The 24,690-nt window shown below is 59.2% G+C and carries 26 protein-coding genes and 1 CRISPR repeat array; of the genes, 8 read left to right on the top strand and 18 right to left on the bottom strand.

The window, feature by feature from the left end:
- Nucleotides 1-41 precede the first annotated feature (41 nt).
- The 7 genes from cas2 to C1713_RS00270 all read right to left on the bottom strand — a co-directional run bounded on the left by cas2 (nt 42) and on the right by C1713_RS00270 (nt 8,130).
- Nucleotides 42-362, bottom strand: a complete 321-nt coding sequence (cas2, locus tag C1713_RS00300) for a CRISPR-associated endonuclease Cas2 (RefSeq protein WP_245870877.1) — start codon at nt 360-362, stop codon at nt 42-44.
- The gene (gene cas1, locus C1713_RS00295; protein ID WP_102492654.1) at nt 362-1,357 is read right to left on the bottom strand and encodes a CRISPR-associated endonuclease Cas1; all 996 of its coding nucleotides are present in this window, start codon (nt 1,355-1,357) and stop codon (nt 362-364) included. The genes cas2 and cas1 overlap by 1 nt, the downstream gene beginning before the upstream one ends.
- A gap of 262 nt (nt 1,358-1,619) precedes the next feature.
- Nucleotides 1,620-2,024 carry an endonuclease domain-containing protein gene (locus tag C1713_RS00290; RefSeq protein WP_245870861.1) on the bottom strand — a complete coding sequence of 135 codons (405 nt, stop codon included), beginning with the start codon at nt 2,022-2,024 and terminating at the stop codon, nt 1,620-1,622.
- Nucleotides 2,025-2,846: 822 nt separating this feature from the next.
- A CRISPR array of direct repeats spans nt 2,847-3,533; the repeat unit is 36 nt; unit sequence GTTTCCGTCCCCTTGCGGGGTTCTGGTTCTTAAATT.
- A 214-nt stretch (nt 3,534-3,747) separates the two neighbouring features.
- Nucleotides 3,748-4,626, bottom strand: coding sequence for a PRC-barrel domain-containing protein (locus tag C1713_RS00285; RefSeq protein ID WP_102492653.1), 879 nt, complete (start codon nt 4,624-4,626; stop codon nt 3,748-3,750).
- A 26-nt stretch (nt 4,627-4,652) separates the two neighbouring features.
- Nucleotides 4,653-5,534: a tetratricopeptide repeat protein gene (locus C1713_RS00280; protein ID WP_050342377.1), complete on the bottom strand. Its 882-nt coding sequence runs from the start codon at nt 5,532-5,534 to the stop codon at nt 4,653-4,655.
- Between the two features lie 366 nt (nt 5,535-5,900).
- Nucleotides 5,901-7,190, bottom strand: a complete 1,290-nt coding sequence (locus tag C1713_RS00275; protein ID WP_102492652.1) for an O-acetylhomoserine aminocarboxypropyltransferase/cysteine synthase family protein — start codon at nt 7,188-7,190, stop codon at nt 5,901-5,903.
- Between the two features lie 73 nt (nt 7,191-7,263).
- Entirely contained in the window at nt 7,264-8,130 is an 867-nt protein-coding gene (locus C1713_RS00270) for an AraC family transcriptional regulator (protein WP_050342374.1), read from the bottom strand.
- A gap of 251 nt (nt 8,131-8,381) precedes the next feature.
- Between C1713_RS00270 and C1713_RS00265 the strand changes: the two genes are divergently transcribed.
- From C1713_RS00265 to C1713_RS00240, 6 genes are all read left to right on the top strand, one after another.
- Nucleotides 8,382-10,172 (top strand): L-fucose isomerase, encoded by a 1,791-nt coding sequence (locus tag C1713_RS00265; RefSeq protein ID WP_102492651.1) that lies wholly within the window; start codon nt 8,382-8,384, stop codon nt 10,170-10,172.
- A gap of 14 nt (nt 10,173-10,186) precedes the next feature.
- Nucleotides 10,187-11,659, top strand: coding sequence for a rhamnulokinase (locus tag C1713_RS00260; protein ID WP_102492650.1), 1,473 nt, complete (start codon nt 10,187-10,189; stop codon nt 11,657-11,659).
- Nucleotides 11,653-12,096 (top strand): RbsD/FucU family protein, encoded by a 444-nt coding sequence (locus C1713_RS00255; protein WP_050342368.1) that lies wholly within the window; start codon nt 11,653-11,655, stop codon nt 12,094-12,096. The genes C1713_RS00260 and C1713_RS00255 overlap by 7 nt, the downstream gene beginning before the upstream one ends.
- A 12-nt stretch (nt 12,097-12,108) precedes the next feature.
- The gene (locus C1713_RS00250; protein WP_009753335.1) at nt 12,109-12,795 is read left to right on the top strand and encodes a class II aldolase/adducin family protein; all 687 of its coding nucleotides are present in this window, start codon (nt 12,109-12,111) and stop codon (nt 12,793-12,795) included.
- A gap of 31 nt (nt 12,796-12,826) precedes the next feature.
- The gene (gene fucP / locus C1713_RS00245) at nt 12,827-14,164 is read left to right on the top strand and encodes an L-fucose:H+ symporter permease (protein ID WP_102492649.1); all 1,338 of its coding nucleotides are present in this window, start codon (nt 12,827-12,829) and stop codon (nt 14,162-14,164) included.
- Between the two features lie 185 nt (nt 14,165-14,349).
- Complete coding sequence (locus C1713_RS00240) at nt 14,350-14,802, top strand: Dps family protein (RefSeq protein WP_069181405.1); 453 nt, start codon at nt 14,350-14,352, stop codon at nt 14,800-14,802.
- 110 nt (nt 14,803-14,912) lie between these two features.
- Here the strand turns inward: C1713_RS00240 and C1713_RS00235 are convergent, their stop codons facing one another.
- Both C1713_RS00235 and C1713_RS00230 read right to left on the bottom strand, forming a co-directional pair.
- On the bottom strand, nt 14,913-16,133 hold the full coding sequence (locus C1713_RS00235; protein WP_102492647.1) for an MFS transporter: 1,221 nt from the start codon (nt 16,131-16,133) through the stop codon (nt 14,913-14,915).
- A gap of 88 nt (nt 16,134-16,221) precedes the next feature.
- Nucleotides 16,222-17,250 carry an AI-2E family transporter gene (locus C1713_RS00230; protein WP_102492646.1) on the bottom strand — a complete coding sequence of 343 codons (1,029 nt, stop codon included), beginning with the start codon at nt 17,248-17,250 and terminating at the stop codon, nt 16,222-16,224.
- Between the two features lie 133 nt (nt 17,251-17,383).
- On the opposite strand from C1713_RS00230, the gene C1713_RS00225 reads away from it, so the two are divergent.
- Nucleotides 17,384-17,662 carry a hypothetical protein gene (locus C1713_RS00225; RefSeq protein WP_009753340.1) on the top strand — a complete coding sequence of 93 codons (279 nt, stop codon included), beginning with the start codon at nt 17,384-17,386 and terminating at the stop codon, nt 17,660-17,662.
- A complete protein-coding gene (locus C1713_RS00220) occupies nt 17,637-17,906 on the top strand; it encodes a DUF4160 domain-containing protein (protein WP_102492645.1) in 270 nt (89 codons plus the stop codon). The genes C1713_RS00225 and C1713_RS00220 overlap by 26 nt, the downstream gene beginning before the upstream one ends.
- Before the next feature lie 54 nt (nt 17,907-17,960).
- Here the strand turns inward: C1713_RS00220 and C1713_RS00215 are convergent, their stop codons facing one another.
- From C1713_RS00215 to C1713_RS00175, 9 genes are all read right to left on the bottom strand, one after another.
- Entirely contained in the window at nt 17,961-18,395 is a 435-nt protein-coding gene (locus C1713_RS00215; protein ID WP_009753342.1) for a F0F1 ATP synthase subunit epsilon, read from the bottom strand.
- Between the two features lie 3 nt (nt 18,396-18,398).
- On the bottom strand, nt 18,399-19,811 hold the full coding sequence (atpD, locus tag C1713_RS00210) for a F0F1 ATP synthase subunit beta (protein ID WP_006690449.1): 1,413 nt from the start codon (nt 19,809-19,811) through the stop codon (nt 18,399-18,401).
- 42 nt (nt 19,812-19,853) lie between these two features.
- On the bottom strand, nt 19,854-20,702 hold the full coding sequence (gene atpG, locus C1713_RS00205) for an ATP synthase F1 subunit gamma (protein WP_006690450.1): 849 nt from the start codon (nt 20,700-20,702) through the stop codon (nt 19,854-19,856).
- A gap of 18 nt (nt 20,703-20,720) precedes the next feature.
- Complete coding sequence (atpA, locus tag C1713_RS00200; protein ID WP_009753343.1) at nt 20,721-22,238, bottom strand: F0F1 ATP synthase subunit alpha; 1,518 nt, start codon at nt 22,236-22,238, stop codon at nt 20,721-20,723.
- Nucleotides 22,239-22,255: 17 nt separating this feature from the next.
- Nucleotides 22,256-22,795: a F0F1 ATP synthase subunit delta gene (locus C1713_RS00195; protein WP_009753344.1), complete on the bottom strand. Its 540-nt coding sequence runs from the start codon at nt 22,793-22,795 to the stop codon at nt 22,256-22,258.
- The gene (gene atpF, locus C1713_RS00190) at nt 22,789-23,313 is read right to left on the bottom strand and encodes a F0F1 ATP synthase subunit B (protein WP_050342355.1); all 525 of its coding nucleotides are present in this window, start codon (nt 23,311-23,313) and stop codon (nt 22,789-22,791) included. The genes C1713_RS00195 and atpF overlap by 7 nt, the downstream gene beginning before the upstream one ends.
- Nucleotides 23,314-23,352: 39 nt before the next feature.
- Entirely contained in the window at nt 23,353-23,604 is a 252-nt protein-coding gene (atpE, locus tag C1713_RS00185) for a F0F1 ATP synthase subunit C (protein WP_050342353.1), read from the bottom strand.
- Between the two features lie 93 nt (nt 23,605-23,697).
- Nucleotides 23,698-24,378, bottom strand: a complete 681-nt coding sequence (gene atpB, locus C1713_RS00180) for a F0F1 ATP synthase subunit A (protein WP_006690455.1) — start codon at nt 24,376-24,378, stop codon at nt 23,698-23,700.
- Between the two features lie 32 nt (nt 24,379-24,410).
- The coding region (locus C1713_RS00175) for a hypothetical protein (RefSeq protein WP_102492644.1) at nt 24,411-24,690 on the bottom strand (280 nt) is incomplete at its 5' end.

Below are 24,690 nucleotides of genomic sequence, written 5' to 3'. Positions count from 1 at the left end.
AATCCCTGCCAATCGGCAGGAAAAAGAAGGCCAAACCTATCCTAAAAAATCACCACATCCTCCACATGACGATCCCCGATTCCCCACGAGCGCACCGACGTATGATTGGCGAGCAGATAGACCCGCAGCGAATCCGTCGCAGGATCAATCAGACCGGACGTCAGCTCCATCATGCGCTCATACTTCTTCTCCGTCAGAAACGCCTCGAACGCCGACTTCTGCACGCGGATGCCATATCGCTCCAAACACTTCACCATCCGCGTGCGCCGCCGATCGTCCGTAATGTCATAGATCACCAGCACGATATAGCGCCGCTCATCCTCCACCAGAAATTCATTTTCCTCATAGTCCATCATCGGCATCACCTCAGCGCAATCGGCTCATACATCTCCTCATTTTTTGCGAGCAGCGCCTGTGCATACTGCCGCGCCTGATAGGCGAGCGTACGGCGATAGGAATGCTGCCCCTCCACATAGCGATTGACCGTCCGCAGCTTCTTCTCATAGGCACGCAGGAAAATCGCCCGCCCCTCGCGTGTCAGGATAATCCCCGGCTCATCCTCCTTCATCGCCGCAAAATGCTCCGTCCGCACCTCATGATGACTCACGAGAGACAGTACCATCGCGTCCACCAGCACCGCACGCCACTCCTCCATCAGATCAGAGGCGAGAGCGGGATGATGATTCTTCAGTGCGTGGAGAAAGCCGAAGTACGGATGCAGCCCCTCATTGGAGAGTGCTGTATAAATATCATACATCAGCAGCGTATAGCCGAAACTCAGCATCGCATTGAACGGGTCAAGCGGCGGACGCCTGCTGCGCCCCGTAAAGGCAAACTCCTCCGGCACGAGCAGCCCGAGTGCGCGAAAATACACCTTGGCAATCGCCCCCTCATAGCCCATCAGCTGCTCACTCGTCTCTGCCGTCGAGATACGTTTTCGCAGGGCAACGATCTCATCGATGGCGCGGCGAACGCCCTCGATATCCGCATTACGGTTATAGCGCCGCAGCAGCGTCAGCTGATTGTGCACCTTTGCCGCAATAACCTTCCTGCCCATACGAAGATAAAATCCCGAGCCCTTCATGAGCACTTGACGTTCCTGCCGAAAGACATTCACATGTCGTGTGGACTCGAGTCGTCCAAAAAAATATCCCGACCGCGAAAGCCACGTCACGGGAACACCGAGCCGCAAGAGCTCCACCATCGCCTGTGAGGAGACCTGAACACTGTCGATCAGCGTCAGTGCCTCGAGCACCTCCTCGGGAATCTCCATCACACACTCATTGTTGCGCCCAATGACGAAATTCCCGCCGCGTTTCTGAACGTATGCCCCTTCCTCCGTAATATAGGCAAACACGCGACCACCTTCTCTTTCATAACAGTGGACTTCTCCCACTCCGATCATAGCGAAGCCCTGTGGAGATCCTCTATTTCAGCTTCCTCAGGTTACGGGTCCGTCCCCTTGCGGGGTTTGGGTTCTTAAATCAAAGACCTGCTGTGGGAACGTGATACAGAGACGAAGGTTTCCGCCCCCTTGCGGGGGCCCTCTATCTTAGCTTCCCCCGTCGCTGCGGGGGAAGTGGCGAGCAATGCGAGCCGATGGGGGATGGAGCATCCACTCATAACATACGCCCGCTTTCATCAGCCCCCTGAATCACACCCCCATCAGCAATATCCTGTATCGCCCGCCGAATCCCTTCACACACACTGAGGAACTCCTTCCGCACCTGCGCATTGGTAAACCGCAGGACACGGAGCCTCCTCGCCTGCATATACGTCGTCCGTTTCATGTCATAGGTACAGCCATCCTGTTCAAAATGCTGCCCGCCATCAATCTCAATCACCAGCCTGAGACAATGTGAATAAAAATCGGCAATATACCCACCGATGGGATACTGTCGGCGAAAATGGTACGGACTGCACGAAAGAAAATCATGCCAAATACACCGTTCCTCAGGTGTCATAGATCGGCGCATCGCTCTCGCATAACGGCGAATATGTGCCGGTACATCACGCATGATCATCCGCTCCTCATCATGGGATCCTCTGTCTTAACTTTCCCCCTCCCCCGCTCTGGCAGGGGAGGCTGGAGGTACGCTCCGTCCCCTTGCGGGGTTCCCCTATCTTAGCTTCCCCCGTCGCTGCGGGGGAAGTGGCGAGCACAGCGAGCCGATGGGGGCGCTTGTGCCTTGCGTGCACTTCTGATGCTATGAAGGTTTACAGCTTGCGTTCATGGCGCCCCCTCCACCGCTTACGCGGTCCCCCTCCCCCGCTCTGGCAGGGGAGGCTAGAGGTACGCTCCGTCCCTTTGCGGGGTTCCCCTATCTTAGCTTCCCCCGTCGCTGCGGGGGAAGTGGCGAGCAACGCGAGCCGATGGGGGCGCTTGTGCCTTGCGTGCACTTCTGATGCTATGAAGGTTTACAGCTTGCGTCCATGGCACCCCCTCCACCGCTTACGCGGTCCCCCTCCCCCGCTCTGGCAGGGGAGGCTAGAGGTACGCTCCGTCCCCTTGCGGGGTTCTGGTTCTTAAATAACGTCATGCAATACCGTGAACTGATGGATCGCCAGCAGAGTTTCCGTCCCCTTGCGGGGTTCTGGTTCTTAAATGCGTGCACATGGATGAAGTAATGCGGGACGAACTAGGGGGTTTCCGTCCCCTTGCGGGGTCCCTCTACCCTAGCTTCCCCCGTCGCTACGGGGGAAGTGGCGAGCAACGCGAGCCGATGGGGGCGCTTGTGCCTTGCGTGCACTTCTGATGCTATGAAGGTTTACAGCTTGCGTTCATGGCGCCCCCTCCACCGCTTACGCGGTCCCCCTCCCCCGCTCTGGCAGGGGAGGCTAGAGGTACGCTCCGTCCCCTTGCGGGGTTCTGGTTCTTAAATACGACATCAAAGAGCGCATCGCGGTAATCAGCCGCAAGTTTCCGTCCCCTTGCGGGGTTCTGGTTCTTAAATGCGGGAAAAGACAGACCGAACCGTCGTCACGCCGATGTTTCCGTCCCCTTGCGGGGTTCTGGTTCTTAAATTTATTACGTCGCCGACGCGTTCTGCCCCGATGATGAGTTTCCGTCCCCTTGCGGGGTTCTGGTTCTTAAATTTAAGAGCTAATCACCTATCAGAAAAGGAGATCAAAAAGTTTCCGTCCCCTTGCGGGGTTCTGGTTCTTAAATTGTTGGCAATCGTCCCTTTGGCAAGTGGTATGACCGCGTTTCCGTCCCCTTGCGGGGTTCTGGTTCTTAAATTACGCTCTGAGAGCGCGTGAGAGCGTCTGTGACGGGTGTTTCCGTCCCCTTGCGGGGTTCTGGTTCTTAAATTGCACTGGAAGCGTGTGGGACGATGGAAGTTTTCGCTAGTTTCCGTCCCCTTGCGGGGTTCTGGTTCTTAAATTTTTACACTGAGGATGTCGTTGAGGGCAACACTCTGAGGTTTCCGTCCCCTTGCGGGGTTCTGGTTCTTAAATTCATTACAAGTGACCGCAACGGGGCAACGACAAAAATAGTTTCCGTCCCCTTGCGGGGTTCTGGTTCTTAAATCCTCGCCGTGCGAGGCCTTGCGGTATCTGGATGAAAATGCCATTTCGCGGCGCGGAGGTGTTGCGGGAGCGAAAAGCAGCGTCCGTTTGTTTGGAAATCTGCTGTATGCCCCGTCCTATCTCGCGCGGCGCGGATTCCTCTCCCGTGCACGGGATTCTCCGCAAGATTTCAAGAGAAAACACGGCAGGGCAATCGCCCCGCCGCATCCATGTCATTTACTGTGCGCTCATCGAGAGCTCGATGAACTTGTTGCCGAGTTTGGCCTTCTGGAGGACTTCCTCGGTGATGTCCGCGCCCGCCTCGACGATGACGACACCGTTGTCCATCTTAATGGTGCGCGTCGCCTTCTTGCCGAGGAGAAAGCGGCGGTGACGATCCTCGTTCGTGCGCTCTGCGTCCTTGGCCTCGTCCTCTGCCGGTGCCTCAGGGGCAGGCTCCTCTGCGGCAGGTGCGGGCTCCTCTGCCGGTGCCTCGGGGGCAGCCGTCTCCTCCGGAGCAGCCGGCTCTTCGGCAGGCATCTCCTCCGCAGGGGCAGTCTCCTCGACCGGCTCAGCCGCAGCGGGCTCTGCTGCAGGGGATGTCACAGCGGGTGCCGCCGGTGCAGACGCTGTGTCAGATTTTTTTCCTGCATCGCCCTCCGGTGAGATGACCGTAACTTCCTTACCGAAGATCGCGACCTGATCTGCCGTGACCTCGGAGGTCGAGCCCTCCGGCGTCGTGACTTCGCATTTCTCGATGCTGCCGTCCTCGCCGATAAAGATCTCGGTGATGTTGCCCTGGATGACGCCCGTGCGCGTGATCGCCTTCGTGCCGATGACGCGAATGTTGTCGTCGAGCAGGGTTTCAAAATCTCCCGCCGCATCGAGCGTGAGGATGTTCTCACTGTTGTTGATGGTGACTGCATCATCGCCGACGGCAATCACGTTATCATAGGGGATGAGCTTGACTCCGCGATACCAGTCCTCGTCCTCAATCGTGATCGCTGCCACGATGCGGTTCGGCGCATCAATGAGAAGGGTCTTGCTCATGCCGAGCTCGCGCCCCTCTGTGATGCTGATGACGGGAAGTCCCAGGATGTCAACGCTTTTCTTCATATTTATTCCTCCATTTTAATAAAATGTCAGGTGTGATTGCCCGCCTGTCGATCAGCCTCCGCCAGCACGTCCTCCGGTACCTCGCCGAAGGGGAGCGCAGGGGTTCCCCGCGCGCGGAGCATATCCGAAACGGCGTGCAGGGTGCGGCGGGAGTGGCGAAACTCCTGCACCATGACGGCGTTCTTTGCAATGATAGGCAGTGCGAGCGCCTCGTCAAAGAGGTGAAGCGCCTCGTCGTAGTTCCCCAGACGCTTGTAGAGTGTGGAGAGCTCGATGATGAGATATGGCATGTAGGAGTCCTGCGGGTACCGTGCGAGTGCCTTTCGGTAGGCGGCGACGGCGCGCTCAGGCGCAGGCTCTGCCGACACATAGGCGATGTCGAGCAGCGCATCGAGCCCATCCGGCAGGTGTTCTGCCGGCGAGGGAGCTGGCGGCGGGCTCTTCGCGGGCGGTGCCGCCACTGGGGGCGGTTCTGCCGCCAAAGGCAGTACTGCCGCGAGGGGTGGAGCTGGCTTCGCTGCGTTCTTCTCCGCGTGTGCCTTTGTCTTTTTCTTTTTTGCCGCCGATTTCTTTCCCGCCGGTTGGGGCGGGGCTTGGGGCATGGCAGCTGCCTTTGCCGGGAAGACGGAGACGGACGGACGCTCCGTCATGGCCTCTGCCGCAACGGGCAGGGCGGTCTGCCCCTCCTCAAAGGAGAGCGGTGGATTCTTTGCCGCACGCCGCCGCGCCCGCGCCGCCATCAAGCGGTCAAAGAGGGTGACGAGCAGCCCCGCGCCCGCGATCAGTCCGCCGAGTCGCCAGTAGTACGTCTGCGTCAGCGGCGGAGCATAGTGGATCAGCCCTACCACGAGGGCAACACTGATGAGGACGGTGAGAATGAGTGCAGAAAGCCGTATCTCCGAAAACATCACCGCCCTCCTTCCCCTAGGGCATCCCCATCACCGATGAGGCGCTGCACGTCCATACCGCGTAGAGCCCGGAGACAGGACGCATCTGCGACCGCTCGGTCAGAAATCCGAAGCATCTACATATAGGTACTCTAGGACGCTTTCGACGTAAATGCGGAAAATCCTTCTATACATATCCAAAATCTTGTGAAAAACGTTAAAAACTTTTCCAACAGAGCGCATACGGAGCGACGATCAGTGTATCAAAATGATGGATGTCCCAATGAAGTATCGACACAAACAGGCAAAATGGATGACACCCAACACAAAAACCTCTGCACGACGGAAAGCCTTCGCGCAGAGGTTTTACTTTTACAGGAGAACGGCTCAAACAGCGTCAAATGCTGCCGTGAGGTCGGCGAGGAGGTCGTCGATGTGCTCGATGCCGATGGAGAGGCGGATGGTGCCTCTGCCGATGCCGGACGCTGCGAGCTCGTCGTCGTTCATCTGGGAGTGCGTGGTGGTCGCAGGATGGATGACGAGCGACTTGACATCCGCGACGTTCGCGAGGAGCGAGAAGAGTTTCAGGTGATCGATGAAGCGGAACGCCGCCTCCTGCCCGCCCACGATGTCAAAGGTGAAGATCGATACGCCGCCCTGCGGGAAGTACCGCTCGTAGATGGCGTGATCGGGATGATGCGGGAGCGAGGGGTGGTTGACGCGCTCGACCTTCGGATGCTTCGCGAGGAAGTCCACGACCTTCAGTGCGTTCGATACGTGCCGCTCGACGCGCAGGGAGAGTGTCTCGAGCCCCTGCAGGAAGAGGAATGCGTTGAACGGAGCGATCGCCGCGCCCGTGTCACGCAGGAGGAGGGCACGGATGTAGGTGACGAAGGCGACGGGGCCGAGTGCCTCGACGAAGTTCACGCCGTGATAGCTCTCGTTCGGCTGCGTGAGGTGCGGGAAGCGTCCCGATGCCTTCCAGTCGAAGGTGCCGCCCTCGACGATGACGCCGCCGAGGCTGGAGCCGTGCCCGCCGATGAATTTCGTCGCGGAGTGCACGACGATGTCCGCGCCGTGCTCGATGGGGCGCAGGAGGTACGGCGTCGCAAAGGTGTTGTCGATGACGACGGGAACGCCCTGCGCGTGTGCCGCCTGTGCGACGGCCTCGATGTCCACGAGATCGGCGTTCGGGTTGCCGACGGTCTCGATGAAAACGCATTTCGTGTTCGGGCGGATGGCATCGGCGAAGCCCTGTGCGCCCGCCCGCGGCTCGACGAAGGTCACGTCGATGCCCCAGTCCTTCGCCGTGTGCGCGAGGAAGTTGTACGTACCGCCGTAGATGCTCTGCTGCGCGACGACGTGGTCGCCCTCATGGGCGAGTGCCTGGATCGTCGCTGTGATCGCCGCGGCACCCGAGGCAAAGGCGAGGGCCGCCGTGCCGCCCTCGAGTGCCGCGATGCGCTTTTCAAAGACATCCTGCGTCGGGTTCATCAGGCGTCCATAGATATAGCCCGGATCCTTGAGCGCGAAGCGGTCGGCGGCGTGCTGCGCATTGTGGAAGACGTACGAGGTCGTCTGATAAATCGGCACAGCGCGCGCATCCGTCACGGGATCGGCTTCCTCCTGTCCAACGCGCACCTGCAAGGTCTCAAAATGATATTTCTGTTCACTCATGGCGATTCCCCTCTCACCCAAAATGATATAACATATTTTATTGCTATGTATTATATATAAAATGTGCTGTTTGTCAAGCAGAATTTGCCTTCTGATACTTCAGCGGTGAGATGCCCTTATACTTTCGAAACGTCTTAATGAAGTAGCTGATGTCGTTGAACCCCGTCGCAAGCGCAATCTCCGTGATGCTCTCTCCACTGTGCGCGAGGCGGATGCACGCCGCCTCGATGCGGTAATGATTCAGATAGTCGATGGGGCTGCGGTTCGTGATCTTCTGGAAAAACCGACAGAAATAGTTCGGCGTCAGTCCTGCCGCCGCCGCGAGATCGCCGAGGGTAAGCGGCTGATCGTAGGCATCGTCGATGAGCTGAAATGTCTTCTTAAGCTGCATGACACGCCGCCGGCTGCTCTCGCGCAGCGCCGCATTCGGTACGTGGCAGAGTCCATGCTGCAGCACCGCACCAATGAAGCTGTAGAGCATTCCCGTGACGATCAGCTCATACCCCTCACGCGCCCCCTTCATCGCCGTAAAGAGCGCAGCGATCATCTGTGGTACATCGTGTGTCTCGCCGGGGATGTATTTATTGATGAGAAGTTCATGCTCGAGGATCTTGCTCACGCGCTCCCCCGTGCATTGACTCCCGTGCAGGAGTTTCTTCATATCGAATACGATACACTCGTAGACGGTCTCCTGATCCAGCGGCGCACCGCCGTGAACGATGCCGTCACGGATAAAGAGGATGTCGCCCGCACGCGCCTGCACGGTATCCTCGTTGAGGGAAAGCGTCAGCCCGCCGTGCAGAACGTAGACGATCTCGTACTCGATATGCCAGTGATAGGGCATGTGAAAGCGCGGGTGACGGCAGTCCACATGATGGAATTCGATCGGAAAATCAAAGCGTCCGCGCGTACGGAATTCGTTGTATCCCGCAGGTTTCATTGTATTCTCCTCTATTTCACAAAAGATAATATCGTCGCATTTTTTATCAATAACGTCATATCACTCTCCGTTTGCTCTTACTGGTAATATTTCTCAAGTTATATCCATTTTATTAAAAAGATAAAATTGTTCTATTTTTACATAGTATAGCACAAGCACTGTACTCTGTTCAACGCTATAATACAGACATAACAGAAAAAAGCAAATATTCATCAACACGATGAATCACATGTGAAATGGAGGAAATTATCATGGCAGAAGCAAGATGCATTGGCGGTTATCCGGTGATCGGCATCCGTCCGACGATTGACGGGCGGCGCGGTGTTCTCGACGTGCGCGGCGCACTTGAGGAGCAGACCATGGGTATGGCACGCGCCGCGAAGAAGCTCTTTGAGGAGAACCTGCGCTACTCGAACGGCGAGCCTGTGAAGGTCATCATCGCCGACTCGACCATCGGCCGCGTCCCTGAGGCGGCGGCGTGCGCAGAGCAGTTCCGCCGCGCGGGCGTGGACATCACGCTGACGGTCACGCCGTGCTGGTGCTACGGCTCGGAGACGATGGACATGGATCCGATGACGATCAAGGGAGTCTGGGGCTTCAATGGCACGGAGCGCCCGGGCGCGGTCTACCTCGCCTCCGTCCTCGCGAGCCACGCGCAGAAAGGGCTGCCCGCATTCGGCATCTACGGCCATGACGTGCAGGAGGCAGACGCCGAGGGTATCCCCGCCGACGTCGTGGAGAAGCTGCTCCGCTTCGGCCGTGCCGCCGTTGCTGCCGCCACGATGCGCGGCAAGTCCTACCTCCAGATCGGCGCGATCACCATGGGCATCGGCGGCTCGATCATCAGCCCCGAGTTCTTTGAGGAGTACCTCGGCATGCGCGTCGAGTCCGTCGACGAGGTCGAGATCATCCGCCGCATGACGGAGGGAGTCTACGCCCCGGAGGAGTACAAGAAGGCACTCGCGTGGACGAAGGAGCACTGCAAGGAGGGCTTTGACAAGAACCCCGAATTCGCGCGCAAGAGCGACAAGGAGAAAGAAGAGGCGTGGGAATTCGTCGTCAAGATGATGTGCATCATCAAAGACCTCTACAACGGCAACAAGAATCTGCCGAAGGGCTGTGAGGAAGAGGTTCTCGGACACAACGCAATCGCAGGCGGTTTCCAGGGGCAGCGCCAGTGGACGGACTTCTACCCGAACGGCGACTTCGCCGAGGCGATGATGAACTCCTCGTTCGACTGGAATGGTGCGCGCGAGCCGTACATCCTCGCCACGGAGAACGATACACTGAACGGCGTTGCGATGCTCTTCAACAAGCTGCTCACGAACCGCGCCCAGATCTTTGCCGATGTGCGTACCTACTGGAGCCCCGCGGCGGTCAAAAAGGCGACGGGCTACGAGCTGGAAGGACGTGCAAAGGAGGGCAAGGGCTTCATCCACCTCATCAACTCCGGCGCAGCGTGCCTTGATGCGTGCGGCGAGATCAAGGACGGTGCAGAGTCTGTCATCAAGCCGTTCTGGGAGCTCACGGAAAAAGATCAGAAGGCGTGCCTCGATGCGACCGAGTGGTGCCCGGCGGACAACGGCTATTTCCGCGGCGGCGGCTTCTCCTCCCGCTTCCTCACGCGCGGCGAGATGCCCGCGACCATGGTGCGCGTCAACCTTGTGAAGGGTCTTGGCCCCGTGCTGCAGCTCGTTGAGGGCTGGACGGTGAACCTGCCCGAGGAGGTCTCGGACAAGCTCTGGAAGCGCACGGACTACACCTGGCCGTGCACCTGGTTCACCCCGCGTCTGACGGGTGCGGGCGCATTCCGCTCCGCCTACGATGTGATGAACAACTGGGGCGCGAACCACGGTGCGATCAGCTACGGACACATCGGCGCCGACCTCATCACGCTCTGCTCCATCCTGCGCATCCCCGTCTGCATGCACAACGTCGCGGACGTCGATGTCTTCCGCCCCGCCGCATGGAACGCATTCGGCATGGACGCGGAGGGACAGGACTATCGCGCCTGTGCCGCCTACGGGCCAATGTATAAATAACATCGGAGGCTTCCATGGCTACGGAAAAATATGTGCTCTCCTTCGACCTCGGAGCCTCGGGCGGCAGAGCCGTCCTGGGCGCGTACGACGGCAGCCGCATCCGCATGGAGGAACTGCACCGCTTCACAAACGACCCTGTCCACCTTGGACGTACGATGTACTGGGATGTCCTGCGCCTCTTTCACGAGATGAAGCAGGGTCTGCTGAAGGCGCGCGGGCATAACATCGCGAGCATCGGCACAGACACATGGGGCGTGGACTTCGGGCTTTTGGACGCTGACGGCTGTCTCCTCGAAAACCCCGTCCACTACCGCGACCGCCGCACCGTCGGCATGAGCGGCACGGCATTCCAAAAGATTTCACGCGAGGAACTCTACCGCATTACGGGCAATCAGATCATGGAGATCAACACCGTGTTTCAGCTGCTCGCCCTGAGACAGCAGCGTCCCGAGCTGCTCGCGCGTACAAAGACACTCCTGCTGATGCCGGATCTTCTCAACTACTTCCTCTCGGGGGAGAAGAAGACCGAGTACTCCATCGCCAGCACGACACAGATGCTCGATGCACACCGCCGCACATGGTCGAACGAGGTGCTCACCGCACTCGACCTGCCCGCGCACATCCTCACGGACATTGTCCCCACGGCGACGCCCATTGGGCGCATGACGGAGGAGCTGTCCGCCGAGCTCGGCATGGGGCGGCCCGACATCATCGCCGTTGCGGGGCATGACACGCAGAGTGCCATGGCGGGCGTGCCCACGGGAGAGGAGGACTTCATCTTCCTCTCCTGCGGCACATGGTCGCTCCTCGGCACAGAGCTGCGTGAGCCGATCATCAACGAAACCTCCGCCGCGTGCAACATCACGAACGAGGGCGGCTACGGTGCGCGGATCTCCTTCCTCAAGAACCTCATCGGCCTCTGGCTCATTCAGGAGAGCCGCCGTCAGTGGATGCGCGAAGGGCACGAATACTCCTACGGCGAGCTGGAGCAAATGGCGGCGGCAGCCCCCACACAGCGCTCCTTCATCCGCCCCGACGATCCCGCGTTCCTGCCCTCGGGCGATATGCCGCTCCGGATCCGCGCCGCGTGTGAGCGCACGGGACAGCCCGTCCCAGAGACCGTCGGCGAAGTCGTTCGCTGCATCGACGAGAGCCTTGCCCTCTCCTACCGCGCGGCACTCACGGAGATCGAGACCTGCACGGGCAAACACTACGACAAGATCTATCTCATCGGCGGCGGCGTCCAGAGCCGACTCCTCGCCCAGCTTACGGCAGACGCGTGCGGACGCACCGTCCTCGCGGGACCCATTGAGGCAACCGTCCTCGGCAATATCGCCCTGCAGCTGATTGCGGCGGGCGAGGTCAGGGATCTCGCCGAGGCACGGGCACTCATCCGCGCCTCCTCCGACATCACGGCGTACGAGCCGAAGAACACCGACCAATGGGACGCACATTTTGAAAAATGGAAGGGGCTGACCCCATGCTGAAAGGAATCCCGAAAATCATCTCCCCCGCGCTGCTCAAGGTACTCGCCGAGATGGGACACAGCGACCGCATCGTCATCGGCGACGGCAACTTCCCCGCCGAATCGGTCGGCAAGGACTGCATCGTCATCCGCGCCGACGGGCACGGCGTTCCCGAACTCCTCGACGCGATCCTCACGCTGTTCCCGCTCGACCCCTACGTCGACAAACCGGTCAGCCTCATGGAGGTCATGCCGGGCGATCCCGTCAAAACACCGATCTGGGACACGTACAAGGAGATCATTGCAAAGCATGACGCGCGCGGCGCGGCAGCCGTCGGCACGATCGAGCGGTTCCGCTTCTACGACGAGGCACGCACGGCGTACGCCATTGTCACCACGGGCGAATCCGCGCTGTACGCCAACATCATACTGCAAAAGGGTGTCGTCACGGACGCCTGAAAGGTGAGAGAAATGGATAATATAAAGGAAACCAAAGACGCCATCTGCGATGTCTGCCATAAGATGTGGCAGCTCGGCTGGGTCGCTGCGAACGACGGCAACGTCACCGTCCTCCTCGATGACGACACCCTGCTCGCAACGCCGACCGGCATCAGCAAGAGCTTTATCACACCCGAAAAGCTCGTCCGCATCGACCGCGAGGGCAACATCCTTGAGGCGAACAAGGGCTATCGCCCCTCCTCCGAGATCAAGATGCACCTGCGCTGCTACAAGGACCGCGCAGACGTGCGCTCCGTCGTGCACGCGCATCCGCCTACGGCGACTGGATTTGCCGTCGCGCACATACCGCTTGACCGCTACGACATGATCGAGACCGTCGTCTCGCTCGGCTCCATCCCCATCACGCCGTACGGCACGCCGTCCACATACGAAGTCCCCGAGGCGATTGCGCCCTACATCCAGGAGCACGATGCCGTACTCCTTGAGAACCACGGCGCGCTGACCCTCGGCGCGAACCTCATCGACGCCTACTACAAGATGGAGACACTCGAACTGTTCGCCAAGATCAACCTCACCGCCTATATGCTCGGCGGACCGAAGGAAATCTCGCGTGCGAACATCGACAAGCTCATCGATCTACGCAGCTACTATGGTGTCAAGGGACGCCACCCAGGCTATAAGCACTACGCTGAGGAATAACTGAGATCAAACCGAACAGAGGGTGATTCACATGACCAAAAATATCGCCGCCTTCACAGCGGACGTGCGCGACGTGGACGATACCCCCGTCGTGCCCCACCAGTACCGCGTATACTTCTTCCTGCTCGTCTCCTGCTTTGCACTCTGGGGACTGCTCAACAACATGACAGACAACCTCGTCCCGTCCTTTGCCAAGATCTTTATGATCAAGGCAGTCGACTCCTCTCTCGTGCAGGTAGCATTCTATGGCGCATACGCCGTTCTGGCACTCCCCGCCGCCTACATTATCAAGCGTTACTCCTACCGCATGGGTGTCCTCGTCGGACTCGGGTTTTACATGATCGGCGCTTTCGGCTATATCCCTGCGGCGATTCTGCAAAGCTATAATCTCTTCCTCGTCTCCATCTTCATTCTCGCGGGCGGTCTCTCCGTCCTCGAGACAACATGCAACCCCTTCGTTCTCTCCCTCGGCGACGAGTCGACCAGTGTGCGCCGTCTCAACTTTGCTCAGGCGTTCAACCCGCTCGGGTCCATGGCAGGGCTCTTCCTCGCGAAATATGTCATCCTCGCGCACCTGAACCCCGCCACGCTCGACGACCGTCTCGCCATGAGCACGGAGGCGCTCACCGCCGTCCGCGACGCCGAACTCTTCTGGGTCTGCGTCCCCTACGTCGGACTCATCCTCATCGCCTTCATCATCTGGTGCTTCTTCTACCGCAGCGGTCTCAGTGACCGCGATGCGGACGACACCATGAGCGTCGGTGAGGCAATCCGCCGCCTCGTCGCCCGCCCGCGCTATGCGTTCGGCGTTGTCAGCCAGTTCTTCTACGTCGGCGTACAGATCGCCGTCTGGACATGGACGATCAAGTACGTCATGACGAACATGAACCTCATCGAGGCGGAGGCAGCGAACTACTACATCTACTCCATCTTCCTCTTCATCGGCTGCCGCTGGATCTGCACGTGGCTCATGAAGTACATCGTCCCCGCAAAGATGATGGCGGTCTTCGCCCTCGGCGGCATCCTCTGCTGCCTCGGGACCATCTACCTCCCGATTGAGATCTCCATCTACTGTCTCGTCGGTATCTCGGGATGCATGTCCCTCATGTTCCCGACCATCTACGGCATTGCTCTGCGCGGGCTCGGTCCTGAAGTCAAGTTCGGCGCAGCCGGCCTCATTATGGCCATCCTCGGCGGCGCGATCATCACCCCGATGATGGGCGCACTCGTCGACGGCGGCACACTCTCCGGACTTGTCAGCGGCTTTACCCCCGAGATCGCCGCCATCCGTACCGCCTTCTACCTCCCCGTCCTCTGCTTTGCCGTTGTGCTCGCGTACTCGCTTGCCTTCCGCAATGTGAAGGACTGAGGATACATATCCCCACCTTCCATATCTCTGCGGTAATTTCTGCCGTAGAGATATTTTTTCGCAAAACTATTTAATAATAAGTATTGACAAATAAAACGCACTGGGATATAATAACACATGTAATGAGATATGAAACAGATGTCACGGCATCTGCGGAACAACAAAACGAAAGGGGATTTACCACTATGAAACACACGAATATGTCTGAACTCACAAATGCAATCAACGGCTACATCGCCAACATCGGCGTCGGCTATATCAAGCTGCACAATCTCCACTGGAACGTTGTCGGCTCACAGTTCAAGGCGGTACACGAGTACCTTGAGTCTCTCTATGATTCCTTCGCGGATGTGCTCGACGAGACGGCGGAGCTCCTCAAGATGGCAGATGCACAGCCGGTCGCGAGCCTCAAAGGCTACCTGGAAATCGCAACGATCAAGGAGCTCCCGGACGAGAAGATCGACCAGAAGAAGGTGCTTGAGATCGTACTCGCCGATCTCGAACTCCTCCAGAATCAGGCGCTCGAGATCCGCAAGGCTGCCGATGCGCATGACTGCTTCGGCGTTGCGAACCTCATGGAGGATCACATCACCAACTACGCAAAGCAGATTTGGTTCCTCCGCTCCATGCTTGCATAATATTCTTCCCGACAAAAAAAGCCGCCGTGCAGCTGCACGGCGGCTTTTTCTGTTGAGAAACGAGGTGCAGCGCATTTCTGAGCCGCATGCCCGCCCGTTGATCCGATCCGCTATGATTGTTCCTCCTGCCCTCTGTGCTGCGTCTCCTTCATAAAGAATGCAACGACGACGAGCACCGCCTCGAAGGCAATGACAATGATATCAAGTGCCGCCGCATGGCCGAGCGTACTCGTCAAAAAACCCATCAAAGGACCGGAAAAGAACGAGAGGAAGTAGCTCGATGCACCGACGATGCCGGTCGCAAGCCCGATCTGCTGATGACTGACGCCATCCTGTGCGATCGTGTAGCCGAGAACATAGACAGCATGAAGCCCGATGCCCATCATCGCACCGACGATGTAGAGGAGCGGTGAGTTCTGCGGCATAATGTGGAAAATGACGAGGGCGCAGAGCGCGTTAAGTGCCGAGAGGAAGAGCACCGTCGGCCGCCGGCCGAAGCGATCGGCAAAGAATCCCAAAAGGACGCCGCTTAGTCCGCCGATCCCATAAATTGCGCCGAAGAACTGCCCTGCCTCCGTCGCACTGAATCCCTTATAGGTCATAAAGAGATACGGTCCCATCGAGGCGAAGCCCCAATATGGGATGATGTTCAGAATCTGAATCAGCACGGCGAGCCATACGACCTTGTTGAAGCCGACGGTGCGCACTGCCTCACACAGGTGAAGGCGCTTGACATCCTTGGACGTGTCTGTGTACCGCGCCCGCAGTCCTGCGATGAGGAGAAGGCCGAAGATGACGGTCACAACGCCCATGTGCTGAAGGCCGACACTCCACTCTCCCGTGCGCTCGAGGCTCCATCCGTAGTAGGCGGGGCCGACATACGCGCCGATCGAATAAAAGGTCATCATGAGACCGTTGAGCATTGCGCGTGCCGCAGGAAAAATCGAGCCCGCCACGGAGTACATGACGATGTTCCAGCAGCCCTCTGCGACACCGAACATAAAGCGCCAGAACGCCGCAGCAGCGAAACTCGCCGAGGTCGTCACGAGAGCCGTCATACAGCCGAGCCCAACCATCCCCATGACAAGCATCCGCTTGCGTCCAAAGCGGTCTGCCAGATAGCCTGCAGGAATGTCAACGAGTGCCTGTCCAAGAGTAAATATCGTGCCGATCGTGCCGAGCTGAACGGCGGTCAGTGAGATGCTCGCCGCGACGGCTTTGAGTCCGACGCCGAACGACAAACGGTTGGCCGAGTAAAAAGCATAGCCTAGAGCCAGCAGGAAAAGCTGAAACCACACGATTTTGGGGATGTTGGAAAGACTTTTTTTCATGATAGGTCGCTTCTTTCGGTTTGTATTTGTGCGAGTAAAGCTGCATTCCCACAGTTCATATCATAATGCCTCATCAAAGAATTTTCAATCACGGCTTTTCTTCCTCCCCCTCCGTCGTCTCGGTTTTCTGCTCATGATAGATGTCCGTCACAACGATCTTGACAATAACCATGAAGGGAACGGCGAGGAACATTCCTGCGGCACCGAGGATCTCGCCGCCGAAGACGACGCCGAGAATGACGGCAACGGGGTGGAGGTGAAGGCTCTTTCCGACAAGGGCGGGATAGACAATGTTGTGATTGATCTGTGTCAATGCAAGGTAAAAGAGTGCGGTCTGCACAGTCAGGTCATGGGCTGCCGAGGCGGTCATGATTGTGCCGAGTGCGGATGCGGCGGTGGGGCCAAGAACGGGAACGAACTCACTGATCCCGGAGAGCAGAGCAAAGACGGAGCCATACGGCAGACCCATGAGGACAAAGTAAAGGAATACGATAAGCCCCGTGATGATACACATGACAAGCTGACTGCATACGTAAATGCGCAGAGCGTGGAGCAGACGGTCAAAGAGGCTCAGGACACGCCCGCGTGATCCATACGGAAAGAGCCCCGCAAGCCAGCGTTTGATCGTCTTTCCGTCCTTCAGGAGGTAGAAGGAAACGAAGATGATGATGACGAAGTCCATGATTTTGCCGACGGCGGCAAGCAGGAAGGAGAGCGACGCGCGCAGGAGCTCCGCGCCGACGCTGCGCAGCTTGTCGAGGAAGCTCTCCATCTCCTGCTGCAGATCCATCTCTGTGAGAAGAGGCATCTGCTGGAGTCCCTGCCCGATGCTCGGCAGCTCCGTGACGAAACGCTGCAGGGACGGGACAACAGAGCGTGAAAGGACGGAGAGGAGGACGAGGACGAGCAGGAGAAAGAGGAGGATCGCCCCCGCCGACGCGATGCCGCGCGGGATGCGCCGCCGCTCCATCGCATCTACGACGGGCTGGAGGAGGATCTGCAGGAGGAGCGAGAGAAAGACGATAAAGGCGAAGTCCTGAAAGAACCAGAAGGAGGAGAGCAGTGCGGCAAAGACGATGGCAAGGATGATGGAGGTACGGTGATTCGCGAGGTTCATAGATGCCTCCTTTCGCAGTCATGTGTGGAGCTATGATAGCATATTCACGGCGCATCGTCCACAAAAAGGTACAGCGGCTGTCTATTGACCGCAGTCGCACGCATACGTATACTATGGATGAGGAGGGAGTATCATGAAGCACTATTACAGCACGATTGACGGTATTGTCACGACGTTTTCGGATATTCACCGCTCCGCGCTGCGCGGCGAGAGTATTCTGGTCTGCATGGAGCGTGCCAACGCGCACGGGTTTGATACGGCGGAGTTTCTGCTGCCGAGCATTACCTGCACAAAGTACAGTGGCTTCAACGAGGAGGAACGCGCAAAGCTGACCGAGTTTGTTAGAAACAACAGCTCTCTCATTTGGGAGATCGCACGCGAGGACGGTGAAGTCATTGCCGACGTGGGGTGATTTATTCGGCTATCGCATCTTCTTTTGGTCGCGCGAGGAAAACGAGCCTGTCCACGTTCATGTCTGCAAGGGTGCGCCTTCCCCGAATGCGACAAAAATTTGGATACCGGCAGACGGCAATCCCGTGGTCGCACATAACCATGGAAATATCCCGTCAAAGGATCTAAACCGTCTGCTCAAGGGCATTGCAGCGAATAAGGAAAGTATTGTGTTCGCTTGGTATCAGCATTTTGGACAGTTATAAAAATCAAAACCGCCCCAACCAATACGGCTGAGGCGGTTTTTCTATCCCGGTGAATCATGCACCGGGCTTCACTGTCTTCGCGGTCTGCAGGCGTGCTGCGGCGCGTTTCAGTGCGAGGGAGGCGCGCTGCTCGTCGATGATGCTCGCCTGTGCATCGGGATCCTCGCGCAGACGCTGCAGTCGCTCCTGCGCACGCTCATAGGCACGCTGGGCGCGGTTGATGTCGATGTCGATCGGCTCCTCCGCTGCTGTTGCGAGTACGGTGATCTTGTCGGGGGTAACCTCCATGAAGCCGCCCGCCACAGCGACGAGCTGTTCCTTGGCGTCGACATGAATCTTCATGGCATGGGGCTCAAGTCCCGTGACGAGGGGAATGTGCTTCGGCAGTATGCCGATCTCGCCGCCCGTGGAGCGGGCGATGAGCATGTCGATGTCGGCGGCATAGACCACGCGGTCGGGAGATACGATCTCCAGCTTGATGGTCGCCATCCGTCATTCCTCCTCTTTGAGCTTCTTCGCCTTCTCGATGACTTCGTCGATGCCGCCGACCATGTAGAAGGCAGCCTCGGGGAGGTCGTCGTGCTTGCCGTCGAGGATTTCCTTGAACCCGCGGATCGTGTCCTTCAGCGCGACGTATTTTCCGGGCGAGCCCGTGAATACCTCGGCGACGGCGAACGGCTGCGAGAGGAAACGCTGGATCTTGCGTGCACGCGAGACGGTGAGCTTATCCTCGTCGGAGAGTTCCTCCATACCGAGGATGGCGATGATGTCCTGCAGCTCCTTGTACTTCTGGAGCACCGCCTGTACACCGCGCGCGACTTCGTAGTGCTCCTGCCCGATGACGTGCGGGTCGAGGATACGCGAGGTGGAGTCCAGCGGGTCAACGGCGGGGTAGATGCCGAGCTCGGCGATCTGACGGGAAAGAACCGTCGTCGCGTCGAGATGGGTGAATGTCGCCGCCGGTGCCGGGTCGGTGAGGTCGTCCGCGGGGACGTAGACCGCCTGCACGGACGTGATCGAGCCCTTTTTCGTGGAGGTGATGCGCTCCTGCAGGGCACCGACGTCGGTCGTCAGCGTCGGCTGGTAGCCAACGGCGGACGGCATGCGTCCGAGCAGCGCCGAGACCTCGGAACCTGCCTGGATGAAACGGAAGATGTTGTCGATGAAGAGCAGAACGTCCTGCCCCTGCACATCGCGGAAGTACTCTGCCATCGTCAGACCCGTCAGAGCGACGCGCATACGTGCTCCAGGCGGCTCGTTCATCTGGCCGTAGACGAGGGCGGTCTTGTCGATAACGCCCGACTCGGTCATTTCCGACCAGAGGTCGTTGCCCTCACGCGTACGCTCGCCGACGCCCGCAAAGACGGAGTAGCCGCCGTGCTCGGTCGCGATGTTGTGGATGAGCTCCATGATGAGAACGGTCTTGCCGACGCCGGCACCACCGAAAAGTCCGACCTTTCCGCCGCGCGAGTACGGGGCGATGAGGTCGACGACCTTGATGCCCGTCTCGAGGATCTGGGTCGATGTCTCCTGCTCGTCAAACTTCGGGGCGGCGCGATGGATCGGCCACACCTCTTTATTGCCGACGGGCTCAGGGTTGTGGTCAACGGTCTCGCCGAGGACGTTGAAGACGCGTCCGAGGGTCGCCTCGCCGACCGGCACGCTGATCGGCGCGCCCGTGTCGTCCGCCTCCATGCCGCGCATCAGGCCGTCGGTGGAGCTCATGGCGATGCAGCGCGTGACGCTGTCGCCGAGGTGCTGCATGACCTCGACCGTGAGGTCGATGTCATGGTCGGCCGTCTTGCCCCTGACCTTGATGGCGTTCAGAATCTCCGGCAGTTCGCCCGCCGGAAACTCAATATCTACGACAGGTCCGATGACCTGTACGACTTTACCTTTTGCCAATGGAAAACCTCCTTACCTCCATGCACGCGGCGTACATGGATGTCACTTGAGTGCCTCGGCGCCGCCGACGATCTCGTTGATCTCGTTCGTGATGCCCGCTTGACGTACCTTGTTGTAGTAGAGGTCGAGCTTCCCGATGAGCTCCCCGGCGTTGTCGGTCGCGTTGCTCATCGCGTTCATGCGTGAGCTCAGCTCGCTCGCCGCCGACTGGAGGAGCGCCGCATAGATGGTGGTGAAAAGGTACTGCGGCAGCAGTGCCCCGAGCACCTCCTCGGCATTCGGCTCATAGATGTAGGGTGCCTGTGCGTGTCCCTCGCCTGCCTCTGCGGTAAAGGGCAGGAGTTTCACGGCCTCGGGCACACAGGTAATGGCCGACACGAAACGCGTGTAGACCATGTAGACTTCTTTGATCTCACCGGACTCAAACGCACTGATGAGCGTGCGCGCAATCTTCTGTGCATGACGCGCCTGCGGGCGCTCGCTGATGCCAACGCGCTGACTGATGATGTCAAAGCTGCGGTTCTTGAAGAAGTCGCGTGCCTTGCGCCCGACGGTGACGATCTGCGTGTTGGACTTATCCTCGACGAGCGTCATCGCCTTTTTGAGCGCGTTGCTGGAGTATGCGCCTGCAAGCCCCTTGTCCGCCGCCATGACGAGGATGAGGCGCTTGCCGCTCTCATGCTGCTCGAGGAGCGGATGCGCGATGCCCGTCGCCGCTGCCGCCACGCTGCGGATGACCGCAGCCGTCTTTTCGGCGTAGGGGCGGTTGCTGTTGGCCGCCTCCTTGGCACGGCGCAGACGCGAGGTCGCGACCATGTCCATGGCGTTCGTGATCTGCTGGATGCTCTTGACGCTGCGGATGCGCCGGCGGATGTCCTGTAAATTTGCCATATACGGTCACCTCTCCCCTTACGCTTCTTTGTAGGAGATGGTTTCCTTGAACTCCGCGATCGCCTTCGTGATGTCTCCCTCGAGCCCATCGTCCAGCTTCTTCATCTCCGTGATCGCCGCTGCGATCTCCGGATGCGCCGTGCGCATGAACTTCAGGAAGTCCGTGTGGAAGGTGACGACCTTGCTGACGGGGATGTCCGCGAGATGGCCGCGCACCGCCGTAAAGATGACGAGCACCTGCTCCGCAACGGAGAGCGGGCTGTACTGCGCCTGCTTCAGCGTCTCAACCATGCGGGCACCGCGGTCGAGCTGTGCCTTCGTCGCCTTGTCAAGGTCCGAGCCGAACTGAGCGAACGCCGCGAGCTCGCGATACTGTGCGAGGTCGAGACGCATCGTGCCCGCGACCTGCTTCATCGCCTTGATCTGGGCGGAGCCGCCGACACGCGAGACCGAGAGACCGACGCTGATCGCCGGGCGGATGCCCGAGTAGAACGAGTCGGTATCCAGCATGATCTGACCGTCGGTGATCGAGATGACGTTCGTCGGGATGTACGCCGAGAGGTCGCCCGCGAGTGTCTCGATGATCGGCAGTGCCGTGATGGAGCCTGCACCGAGTGCGTCGGAGAGCTTTGCCGCGCGCTCGAGGAGGCGGGAGTGTAAGTAGAACACGTCGCCCGGGTATGCCTCGCGTCCGGGCGGACGGCGGAGCAGGAGCGACATGGCGCGATACGCCGCCGCGTGCTTGGAGAGGTCGTCATAGACGCAGAGCGCGTGACCGCCCTTGTACATGAAGTACTCTGCCATCGCCACGCCCGCATACGGTGCGAGGTACTGCAGCGGCGCAGAGTCTGCTGCCGTCGCCGCGACGATGATCGTGTAGTCCATCGCGCCGCCGTCCTCGAGCGTCTTGACGACGCGCGCGACGGTGGAGGCCTTCTGACCGATGGCGACGTAGACGCAGATACAGTTCTGTCCCTTCTGGTTCAGGATCGTATCGACGGCAATCGCCGTCTTGCCCGTGCCGCGGTCGCCGATGATCAGCTCGCGCTGGCCGCGGCCGATCGGAACGAGGGCATCGATCGCCTTCAGACCCGTCTGGAGCGGCTCATGGACGCTCTTGCGGTCGGCAATGCCGGGTGCCGGCGACTCGACCGGACGGAACTCCTTCGTATCGATGGGACCCTTGCCGTCGATGGGGCGGCCGAGTGCGTCCACGACGCGTCCGACCATCGCCTCGCCCACGGGCACCTGCATGATGCGTCCCGTACGCTTTACGGTGTCACCCTCCTTGATGAGGGTCTCGCCGCCGAGCAGCACCGCGCCGACGCTCTCCTGCTCGAGGTTCAGCACGAGCCCGTAAACATCGTTGCCGAAGTCGAGCAGCTCGCCTGCCATCGCCTTGTCGAGGCCGTAGATATGCGCAATGCCGTCGCCGACCTCAAGAACCGTGCCGACGTCGTTGACGTTCAGATCGACATCATAGTTCTTGATGCGTTCCTTGATGATGGAAGTAATCTCTTCCGGATTCATTTTCATATTTCGCTGTCACCCCGCTAGTTCGCCATTAACTCTGCCGTCATCGCTGCCAGACGTCCCTTGATGCTGCCGTCGATGCGGCGGTCGCCGATGCGCACCACCACGCCGCCGATGAGCGAGGGGTCGCGGTGCTCGCGCAGGGAAACCTCTTTGCCCGTCACGCGTCCGAGCTTTTCCATCAGCTCTGCCTTCTGCATCTCGCTGAGCGGCTCCACCGTCGTGACATCCGCCACAGCGATGCCGAGCTTCTCGTTCGAGAGCTGCACAAAGATCGCGCTGATCGCCTCGAACACCATCATGCGCCGCTTGTCGATGAGCAGCAGAAGGAAGTTCAGCACCATCTCGCGCACATCGTCCCCGAACACTTCCTTCAGGAGGGACTTCTTGTCCTCGGGCTGGATGTTCGGGTTGCAGAGGTACGCCTTCAGCTCCGGGCAGTCGACGTATGTCTGCTGCACCTTGGCGAGGTCATTTCCGTAGGCGCTGAGCGCGTTCTCCTCGCACGCCAGCTCGAAGATCGCACGCGCATACTTGCGCGCCAGCTCCATGTTCAGCATGACGCGTCACCGACTTTTTTCGCGTCGAGCTTTGCGATGAACTCGCCGATGATGGCGTCATTGTCCTTTGCGTCCAGATTCTTCTGGATGATCTTGCCCGCCGCTGCGAGCGATAGGGCGACGACCTCGGCCTTCAGCTGCTCCACCGCATGGGCGCGCTCGCGCTCCATCTGTTCCTCGGCGGACTTCTTCATCTGCTCGATCTCACGCTTCGTCGCCTGGATGCTCGCCTCGCGCTCCTCGCCGGCACGCTTTTCCGCCATATCGACGATCTCCTGCGCCTTTGTACGCGCCGCAGCGAGCTGCGCCTTGTACTCGTTCAGCGTCGCCTCCGCTGCCGCGGCATCCGCATCCGCCTTCTCGATGCTCTCAGCGATCTTCGCCTTGCGCTCGTCCATCATGCGCACGATCGGCTTGTATGCCACCGCGCGCAGAAGTGCAACGAGAATCAGGAAGTTGATGATTTGGATGGGCAGCGTCCCGTTGAGATCAATCAGGCCTTGCGTAATTTCACTCAATTCCTATGCCCCCTTTGCAAAATCCGTGCCACATGCGTCTTAGTGAATCAGCGGATTTGCAAAGAGCATGATGATGCCGAAAACGACGCCGATGATGGCAAGTGCCTCAATCAGACCGACCGAGATCAGCGTACGCGTAAAGAGGACGCCGCCCGCCTCCGGCTGACGTGCGAGGCCCTCGATGAAGCGGCCCGTGACAAGGCCGTCACCGATGCCTGCGCCGATTGCAGCAAGACCAAAGCAGAGACCCGCACCGATAAGAGCGCCTGCGACCATGATTGCGTTTTCCATGAAAAGATCCTCCTTAAATATGTGAACAAAATCTTCGTGTCCGTGCCTGCTGCACGGCGTGCAAAACCTGTGTGGTCACGACCGATACTGCCGTTAGTGACCGTCGTCCGTCTTGATGGCAGCGCCGATGTACGCCGTCGACAGCATCGTAAAGACCAGCGCCTGCACAATGCCGACGAACACGCTGAACGCGAGCCAGATCACCGACGGGATCGTCGAACCGTTCCCGAGGAGCTGCAGCAGGATGTGAATCAGAATCTCACCCGCCAGAATGTTGCCGAAAAGACGGAACGACAGCGTAATCGGTTTCGCGAGCTCCTCGACAATGTTGATGATGATGAACGGTGCGACCGGCTGGAAGAAATGTGCCACATAGTGCATTCCCTTCACCGCCAGTCCAAGGACGTGCATCATGACGATGACCAGCAGAGCCAGTCCCAGGGTGGTGTTCAGATCATTTGTCGGCGATGCCATCGTCGGAATAAGACCAATCCAATTCGACACGAGAAGGAACAAGAACAGGGACACGATGAACGTGGACAGGAATCCACGCCCGCGCGGGCCCATGTTCTCCTCCACCTGGTCATGCAGCGCCTCGATCACCGTCTCCATCATCATCTGCCAGTTGGACGTCGGCACAACCTTCAGATTGCGTACCGCCAGCCAGCCGATCAGGAGCACCACGGCCATCGAGATCCACGTCATGACGAGGGTCTGTGAATTGAAGGTAAATCCGGCGATCTGCACTGCCTCGCGAACACCGATTTCGTGCATAACCTCTACCTCCCTCGGGGGTCTCCCCCCTCCTACTTCGAACCGTCCGTCGGACGGTCCTTTCCATCTGCGTACAGAGCCCTGCCGATCAGCTGTGCCATCATCAGCGCGTGCATCAGAAGGAATCCTCCCACTGCCGCAAAGAAATGCCGCACGCCCGTCATCGTTGCCGCCCAGAGAACCGCTCCGATGAGGACGAGCATCAGCACCAACCCGATCTGCACCTGCGCCGCACCGCCTGTCCCGCGCCGCGCCGCACGCAGAAGGCGCCGCGCAAGCTGGACAAAGTAGAGCGCCGCCGCCGCCGCGCCC

It is taken from the genome of Centipeda felix (assembly GCF_900186465.1).
Classification (GTDB): Bacteria; Bacillota; Negativicutes; order Selenomonadales; family Selenomonadaceae; genus Centipeda; species Centipeda felix.
The sequence above is the reverse complement of the archived record's forward strand: the minus strand, read 5'-3'. Positions and strand labels throughout refer to the sequence as shown.

Excerpts from the sequence above, each read along its gene's own strand:
- cas2 (WP_245870877.1), bottom strand. The coding sequence starts at position 362 with ATGCCGATGATGGACTATGAGGAAAATGAATTTCTGGTGGAGGATGAG.
- C1713_RS00290 (WP_245870861.1), bottom strand. The coding sequence starts at position 2,024 with ATGATCATGCGTGATGTACCGGCACATATTCGCCGTTATGCGAGAGCG.
- C1713_RS00285 (WP_102492653.1), bottom strand. The coding sequence starts at position 4,626 with ATGAAGAAAAGCGTTGACATCCTGGGACTTCCCGTCATCAGCATCACA.
- C1713_RS00280 (WP_050342377.1), bottom strand. The coding sequence starts at position 5,534 with ATGTTTTCGGAGATACGGCTTTCTGCACTCATTCTCACCGTCCTCATC.
- C1713_RS00275 (WP_102492652.1), bottom strand. The coding sequence starts at position 7,190 with ATGAGTGAACAGAAATATCATTTTGAGACCTTGCAGGTGCGCGTTGGA.
- C1713_RS00270 (WP_050342374.1), bottom strand. The coding sequence starts at position 8,130 with ATGAAACCTGCGGGATACAACGAATTCCGTACGCGCGGACGCTTTGAT.
- C1713_RS00265 (WP_102492651.1), top strand. The coding sequence starts at position 8,382 with ATGGCAGAAGCAAGATGCATTGGCGGTTATCCGGTGATCGGCATCCGT.
- C1713_RS00260 (WP_102492650.1), top strand. The coding sequence starts at position 10,187 with ATGGCTACGGAAAAATATGTGCTCTCCTTCGACCTCGGAGCCTCGGGC.
- C1713_RS00255 (WP_050342368.1), top strand. The coding sequence starts at position 11,653 with ATGCTGAAAGGAATCCCGAAAATCATCTCCCCCGCGCTGCTCAAGGTA.
- C1713_RS00250 (WP_009753335.1), top strand. The coding sequence starts at position 12,109 with ATGGATAATATAAAGGAAACCAAAGACGCCATCTGCGATGTCTGCCAT.
- fucP (WP_102492649.1), top strand. The coding sequence starts at position 12,827 with ATGACCAAAAATATCGCCGCCTTCACAGCGGACGTGCGCGACGTGGAC.
- C1713_RS00240 (WP_069181405.1), top strand. The coding sequence starts at position 14,350 with ATGAAACACACGAATATGTCTGAACTCACAAATGCAATCAACGGCTAC.
- C1713_RS00235 (WP_102492647.1), bottom strand. The coding sequence starts at position 16,133 with ATGAAAAAAAGTCTTTCCAACATCCCCAAAATCGTGTGGTTTCAGCTT.
- C1713_RS00230 (WP_102492646.1), bottom strand. The coding sequence starts at position 17,250 with ATGAACCTCGCGAATCACCGTACCTCCATCATCCTTGCCATCGTCTTT.
- C1713_RS00225 (WP_009753340.1), top strand. The coding sequence starts at position 17,384 with ATGAAGCACTATTACAGCACGATTGACGGTATTGTCACGACGTTTTCG.
- C1713_RS00215 (WP_009753342.1), bottom strand. The coding sequence starts at position 18,395 with ATGGCGACCATCAAGCTGGAGATCGTATCTCCCGACCGCGTGGTCTAT.
- atpG (WP_006690450.1), bottom strand. The coding sequence starts at position 20,702 with ATGGCAAATTTACAGGACATCCGCCGGCGCATCCGCAGCGTCAAGAGC.
- atpA (WP_009753343.1), bottom strand. The coding sequence starts at position 22,238 with ATGAAAATGAATCCGGAAGAGATTACTTCCATCATCAAGGAACGCATC.
- C1713_RS00195 (WP_009753344.1), bottom strand. The coding sequence starts at position 22,795 with ATGCTGAACATGGAGCTGGCGCGCAAGTATGCGCGTGCGATCTTCGAG.
- atpE (WP_050342353.1), bottom strand. The coding sequence starts at position 23,604 with ATGGAAAACGCAATCATGGTCGCAGGCGCTCTTATCGGTGCGGGTCTC.
- atpB (WP_006690455.1), bottom strand. The coding sequence starts at position 24,378 with ATGCACGAAATCGGTGTTCGCGAGGCAGTGCAGATCGCCGGATTTACC.